4 protein-coding genes and 3 pseudogenes are annotated in these 6545 nt (G+C 60.0%); 3 read left to right on the forward strand and 4 right to left on the reverse strand.

Annotated features, from left to right (window positions below; all coding sequences use genetic code 11):
* The coding region (locus tag XI03_RS00635; RefSeq protein ID WP_271591011.1) for a helix-turn-helix domain-containing protein at positions 1-454 on the forward strand (454 nt) is incomplete at its 5' end.
* A 34-nt stretch (positions 455-488) separates the two neighbouring features.
* On the opposite strand, the pseudogene XI03_RS00640 reads toward XI03_RS00635, so the two are convergent.
* Together XI03_RS00640 and istA are read right to left on the reverse strand one after the other, a co-directional pair.
* Positions 489-818, reverse strand: a pseudogene (locus tag XI03_RS00640) (ATP-binding protein); the annotation flags it as partial.
* 20 nt (positions 819-838) lie between these two features.
* A complete protein-coding gene (gene istA, locus XI03_RS00645) occupies positions 839-2089 on the reverse strand; it encodes an IS21 family transposase (protein ID WP_442869676.1) in 1251 nt (416 codons plus the stop codon).
* A gap of 846 nt (positions 2090-2935) precedes the next feature.
* Between istA and XI03_RS00650 the strand changes: the two genes are divergently transcribed.
* Positions 2936-3496 carry an acetoacetate decarboxylase family protein gene (locus tag XI03_RS00650; RefSeq protein ID WP_271591013.1) on the forward strand — a complete coding sequence of 187 codons (561 nt, stop codon included), beginning with the start codon at positions 2936-2938 and terminating at the stop codon, positions 3494-3496.
* A gap of 957 nt (positions 3497-4453) precedes the next feature.
* On the opposite strand, the gene XI03_RS00655 is transcribed toward XI03_RS00650, so the two are convergent.
* Both XI03_RS00655 and XI03_RS40390 read right to left on the reverse strand, forming a co-directional pair.
* The gene (locus XI03_RS00655; RefSeq protein ID WP_271591014.1) at positions 4454-4840 is read right to left on the reverse strand and encodes a hypothetical protein; all 387 of its coding nucleotides are present in this window, start codon (positions 4838-4840) and stop codon (positions 4454-4456) included.
* A gap of 369 nt (positions 4841-5209) precedes the next feature.
* Positions 5210-5439: pseudogene (locus XI03_RS40390) on the reverse strand (IS66 family transposase); the annotation flags it as partial.
* Positions 5440-5822: 383 nt separating this feature from the next.
* On the opposite strand from XI03_RS40390, the pseudogene XI03_RS00665 reads away from it, so the two are divergent.
* Positions 5823-6194, forward strand: a pseudogene (locus XI03_RS00665) (DDE-type integrase/transposase/recombinase); the annotation flags it as partial.
* Between the last annotated feature and the right edge of the window lie 351 nt (positions 6195-6545).

The following is a 6545-nucleotide window of genomic DNA, read 5'->3' on the forward strand; positions in this document are numbered from 1 at the left end:
GACCAGAAAGAACCGCACGGGCCAACACCGCTGGAGCACATCCGCAGATGTCATCGATCTCGTGCGTGTTCTGGCACGCCAGATGCCCGACGGCACGTTCGCGGCGGTCCTCAACCGAGCGGGCAAGTCGACGGGGCACGGTAACAGCTGGACCCGCGCCCGCGTTCGTCACTTGCGCAACCAGCAAGCTATCGCACCCTGCCGGGAAGGCGAACGCATGGAGAGAGGAGAAATGACTCTGGATGAAGCCGCCGCTGCGTTGAAGGTCAGCCCATCGACGGTTCGCCGCCTGATCGCGGAGCGAAGCTTGCCCGCGCACCAGCTGTGCAAGGGCGCACCCTGGGTGATCAAGGCGCTTGATCTGGAGCACCCCGAGGTCAGGAACGCCGCGCAGGCGCGGCGCTTCCGGCGCCCGTCGTCTGGCGATCTCCGCCAAAGAGAGCTTGAACTATGATGGCATAGCGAGGTGGGCAGTATGAATCGGACTCGGGCGGGCCGAGCAGCAGCACGTTTTCTCCGTTGGCTATCCAACGTGATGCAGCAAGATCACGGATTTGCTTTGGATCGATTGACGGCTGCGCCTCGAAGTCGAAGCCAGCAAGCTCCTTCACCGCCGGGAAGTGTGCGAGCTTCAGCGCCATCTCTATGTGGCGATGGTCCTTGCGTGCGATCTCGCGCTCGCACAGCAGGATCAGCGTCTCGCGCGCCGACAGGTTCGCGCGCGCCGCCTCGTCGAGCAAGCTGTCGAGCTGATCGCGGATACCGGAGAGCTGCAGTCGCGCCAGCATGGTATCGAGCGGATCGGTCGTTGCTTCCATTATCTTCTTTGCCCGCGTCATCAGAAGCTTCCTCCGACCACGGCTTCGTATTCGGCAAGAGGGCGCAACAACGACGGCGGTGAGGACGGCGCCAGCACCGCCGCCGCGATCTCAGCCCGGCGGACCGCGCCATTGCGACCAGCAACACCATCGAGATGGGCGGTGTCGATGATCCGCAGCCGGCGTCCATCCGATTGCTTGTGGATCGCAACCTGGTGCAATCCATGGCGGATCCGCACTTCCCCGGCCGCGATCGTTACCGCCACGCGCTCGCCAATCAGGCGCCACGGCACTGAGTAGCTGTTCGTGTCGATCTCGACGGCGCAATCGTGGCCGACGACGCGGGTCAGTTCACGCAAGGATCCGAACGAGGGTTGCCCGCCGAGCGGCTTCAATCGGTGTGCCTCGTCACGCGCGAGGCGAGCAATCGACGCCTCCCCAGTCGTGCCGTGGATACGCACGTTCGCCACCTCACGCTCCCATTCGGCCAGATGCGCCTCGAATGCCTCCCAGCTCGCGAAGGAATGCCCCGCGATCGCGTTCTTCTTCACGTAACCGACGCCATTCTCCGTCTTGCCCTTCGTCCGCGCCCGATACGGCGCGCAGGCGCGAGGACGGAAGCCCCAATGCTTCGCGAACGCGATGAGCTTGTCGTTAAATTTGACCGACCGGCTCACGGCGTCGTGGCGCACCACCAGCGCGCGTGGATTGTCCATCAGCACTTCCTCCAGCACGCCGCCGAAGGTCGTGGACGCGCTCTCAAGCCCCGCAAACCAGTGCTCCTGCTTCTCAGCCCGGAACGCACGCACATGTAGCCGCCGCGAATGTCCGAGCGTCGCCACGAAGACGAATGCTTTGATCTTGGCCCCGCCGATCTCGACCAGACGCTCGCCGAAGTCGATCTGCAGCTGCCGGCCCGGCGGCGTCTCGAACCGCGTCGTCGCCAGCGCTTCGGCCTTCAGCGCCTGGCAATACGGCTGCACGGCCCGTTGTAGGGTTCGCCGGCTGACCGCCACGTCTTTCTCTGCCAACAGGTCCTGGCGCACCACATCCGCATTGCCCCGATGCCGGATGAACCGCTCGCGCAGCCAACCTTCAAGGCCGTCGAGCCGCTTCGCCCGCTCAGGGAACTTGAACGGCTTTACCCCGCCCGCCGCCACGTAGTCCTTCACCCTGTAATGACTGCAGCCCAGCTGCCGCGCAATCCGCTTCAGACCCCACCCGCACGCCCTCAGGCGCGACATCTCCGCCACGTCATCCGGCGTCTTCATCACCTGCCCCCGTGGATCAATCCACGACGAGCTTTCCGCGATTCGTTCCTCTTTCACTCACTCTCTCCTCGGCTATCCAAGGAGGGGGCAATTCCTCATGACGCCGAGGGGGCAGTTTTCCATGGCGCGCGACAGTTTATGCCCCGATTGATCATGTCGGACTTTCGACATTCCGCGTGGCCAATCAAACGAGGGAGAAGGCAACAGCAGAAAAGGCGACGGTTGTCGGCGTCCTTCTCGTACATTTTCATCCGCGCGAGTCCTCTAACACCGAATGAGGTGCTTGGCATCGACGTTGCATGCGACAGATAGAGAGGCCTGTCGAGTTAGCGTCATCGTCGGTGAGCACGCTTCGCCGGAATGAACGCACAATCGTCAAGCTCATTCTGCAGCACAGAATTGAGGTGCAACGCGCAGAACTGGATGCGTCGTCGGTAAGACGATCGCGATCACCGGATCTATGAGCCGACGGATCACCGAGCCGCATTGGAATCACAGTCTCTTCAGGAGGCTTCAACAACCGAATACTCTTGGTGAGATGAGTTAGCGGAATCTACAGTTGCGTCCAAACACTCCAAGAGCGAGGAGGAACGCGATGCCCGAGGTAAAAGGTATTCCTCTTGATGCGCCTCTCTACAGTGGGAGCAAAGACCGTGGCAGCGCGTTTCTCGGCTGCCAAGCCATAAACCTTGTATTCAGCGTGGGGAGCGAGGTGTCCTCTCTACTACCGAGGGGATTAGTGCCCCCAGCAAACCCTGCAATCGCCGCCCCCCCCCCCCCCCCCCCCCCCCCCCCCCCCCCCTTGTGGGGGTCGCGAGCTATCCCTCAAGCACTGTGGGGCCGTACTTGGAGTGCTATTCAGGAATTCAAGTTCGTGATCCCGGCGGTGAGACCGGCTTTTACATTCCTTACATTTACGTGACAACGAATGATGCAGCGCTTGCCTCGGGACGAGAGGTTCTTGGTGCTCCAAAAAAGCTGGCGCACATTGCTCTGATTAGAGAAGGTGGCCTAATTCAGGGTACGCTCGAGCGTCCAGCTGGCAAGCGCCTGCTGACTCTTACCGCTCAACCGGACCAGCGCATGAGCTCGGGTTCGCAACAGATGTTTTCTGCGCGGACGTATTTCTACTCGGTTCGGCATTTGCCCCCCATCAATGAGCGCGGGAAGGGCGCAGTAACGCAGCTCGTCAAATGGTGCACCGCGCGAACGTTGCGACGCGACGAGCTTGGCGATCAAGTTCAATTTACTGGACCCACCTCCCTAACTTACGACTCACCCTCGATTGTCGATCCCGTGCACAATATTGCACTTGGCGAACCCATGCTCGGCACATACGAGGAGTATGACGCGAAGCTCGAGATCATTGATATCCTTTCGGAAACCGCAACTCCAGGCAATCGATAAGCTTTAGGGGTTCATCCAATCCTGAGTTCAGTCGCGGGCTCTCGGCGTGCCCATTGATGGGCCATTACAGCGACGCAAGCTAGCTAGGGTCCTAACGCACTGCATGAAACACGCAAGGGAGAAGGCTGCCGCGTGCGCCCGCCGCGGGGCGACTTCTCGGCGGTCGACTCGACGGAGAACGTCCGCCTTTCATTGGCATCTGACGCCCGAGACCATCAACGCCGTCTACGCCGACGGCTATGAAAGAACCCGTTGGCTCTCCTATGCCAGCTATGCTGCGCTGGTGCCCCTCCACAGCTGCCGAGCAGCCGCGGGCACGTGCGTCGTTGCGTCGTCCGGAATTAGCCGCTTGGTCAGTGCCATGCCAGCGGCGGCTTGGTCCCCGCGCAGCGACGTGGCGACCAACAGGTGCCGGCCTCGAAGCGAAGAAGACTGCTCATGCGGCATAATCCGGCTTGCGGCATAATGAGAGAGCTCGCGGATGAAAAGCGGTGATCATCACTGCTGCAGACTGGGAATATGAACAACGTCGATCATTCGCATAATCACCACAACGCTTCAGCGTATCCCTAATGGCTGGACCAGGACAGAAATCGAGGCGCTCATGCCAAGGAACCCACGCCGCCAGCGGCCTTTGGCTCGCGGTCTTCCGAGTTCTTTCAAGGTGCGCCTGCAGCCACGGTGCGGACCGGCACATAAGCAATGCATGTCGCTGCTCCGATCGTGGCCTTATAATACAATTTGCGGGCACCAATGCCTGGACGGCCTTCCTGCTCTTACACCCGCGTCCGTTTTCAGCAAACCGCGACAATGAGCTGACCACCGGCCGCTCGAAAATGCTTTGCTTTACCGAAGGCGCGTTGCCATCAGAACTGGCCGATCAGACGATCTTGGGAAAGTACTAGGCGACCGCCCCAAGCTCGTCGTCGCTTATATGATCTACATCGATTCGACTGCTCAACGCTGATGTTGTTGTATCTTGAGATTATCCAACAACTTCGAGCCTTCAGTGAACGATCTCGACCAAGATCGCTCTGCCAAGTCCAGATAGCTTTTCAGCAACTCGGAGGGCGTCTTGACCTCAGCAACGACTTTTAGAAAATTGGCGTGATCGTGCAAAGAGGAAGCAGTCAATCTCAAACCGTCTTTCAAAGCCGCCGCGAAGAAGTTCGTCGTTGCTTCGATCGACTTCTGCCAATCTGCAAACACGAATGAAGCGCGGGTGGCTGCAGTCGACTGCTTAATGTGCTCGGCGGCGCCACCTGGCCCAGCAGCCGATGCCTGGGTCACTTGCGGCCCTTGCTGTGTACGGCGTTTCTCGTCTTCAGCTACGTTCGATGCCATTGTACGTCTCCTCTCTAAACTGTAACGTTGTGATTGGTTTAGCGGCTCAGCTCAATCAACCTTTAGAGGGTAACACGATCTCCAATATGTGATACCTGCCACTTTTGGTAGCTTTGATCGCAAGGACCTGACTTAACGACGACATTTGACGTGACCAATGCTGGAGGCGGATTATTCAGTCTGCCAGATTCCCGATAGGTGCCCCGATGGCTATATTTCGCGGAGAGTCTGAATCGGCGTGTCGCAAAAGCCGTGTAGAGAGCGGCCAGTGGGTCTATGGCGTCGACGGCAGGTTCCGACGGCGGCGCCGAGCACTGGGCCATCATCGCCTCTGGTCGCAACCTGTCTATGCCGCGCGCGGCATAGGGCTGTCTCGATTAACGAAGCCAGAACTGCCCAATTCTCGGCGCCCTCGTCGCAACCGGCAAAAAGAGAGTTCTTGGCGTTGAGCTCAATTGGCCGCATCGCACGCTCGACAGCATTCCTGTCCATCTCGTGCGCCCGTCATCAAGTCAGAGCGTCAGGCCGTCCCAATGAGGCAGCGCGTAACGCAAGGCCTTCGCCGTGTTGCTCTACTGTGAAAGGTGATCAAGCTTTGAACCGGCCCGGGTTTGCCGGAGTACACATCCTTGAGCGAAACCGCTCATTGGCCCTTGTAGCGCGTGACGAAGTATTGGAACACCGGTCATCGGCATAACCTCTGGTGAACACCGCCCGCTCGGATCATCCATGGTAGAAGTTAGCGGGCACGTGGCTCGACGCTTGTGATCCGAGAGAAGAAACGCTATCCCTACCACGCGCCGCTAAGTTCAACGCTGCCAGCCTCCACGGCGGAAGAAGCTGACCGTAAGGTACATCGATCAGAAAAAGCCTTGGCACAACTACCAGAATTGGCCGTCCCCTCCCCGTCGACCAGTCTCTGAGCTGATCCGACAGCTTCCAGAGATGGGAGACACTCGCATGCCCATTGACCGCGATGGTGAAGGATGAGGGGCTTCAGGTCAACCGCAAGCGCGTGCAGCGGTTGATGCGCAAGATGGGCATCGCAGCGCGGGGACCAAGGCCGAACACGACGAGGCCAGCGTCGGGCCACAGGATCTATCCCTGTCTGTTGCGCAACTTGACGATCGACCGGCCAAAGCAGGCAAGGGCGGCCGACATCACGCACCTGCCCATCGGCCGTGGCTTTCTTTATCTCGTCGCCATCCTCGACTGAGCGAGCCGTGCGGTTCTGGCGTGGCGGTTGCCGAACACGATGGACGTCTCGTTCTGCGTGACGGCTCTGGAACAGGCGCTGGAGGGGTGCGGCACCCGGGAGATTTTCAACACCGACCAAGGCAGCCAGGCGGATTCAGGCGATCGTTGATGCTGCCCCCGAAGCGATGCACCACCTCGTCCGGTTCGATGATTTTGTCGTACCGACGGCTCAAAATGGCCGCTGTCCCTGGCGGTGGTGCTAATCAGGGACATGACTATGGGTACCGGGGACAAAGACGAGCCGCCGCCCTGGCTGTTCTCTGATGATCAAGAGCAGCGCGCCCTCTATGACGAGTGGTCTGCCGACCCGCCGACAGCTGGGACACCACCGCTGCCCGCGCCAAGTTGAGTGCGAGCTTCCTACCCAGATTGCCGCGCTACAGATAGTTCACGGGCAAGGCAGCTACCTGGGCAAATGACAGACGATTCGGGATCCGACACAATTCAC

The sequence above is a fragment of the Bradyrhizobium sp. CCBAU 65884 genome, assembly GCF_028128835.1.
GTDB classification, from domain to species: domain Bacteria; phylum Pseudomonadota; class Alphaproteobacteria; order Rhizobiales; family Xanthobacteraceae; genus Bradyrhizobium; species Bradyrhizobium ottawaense.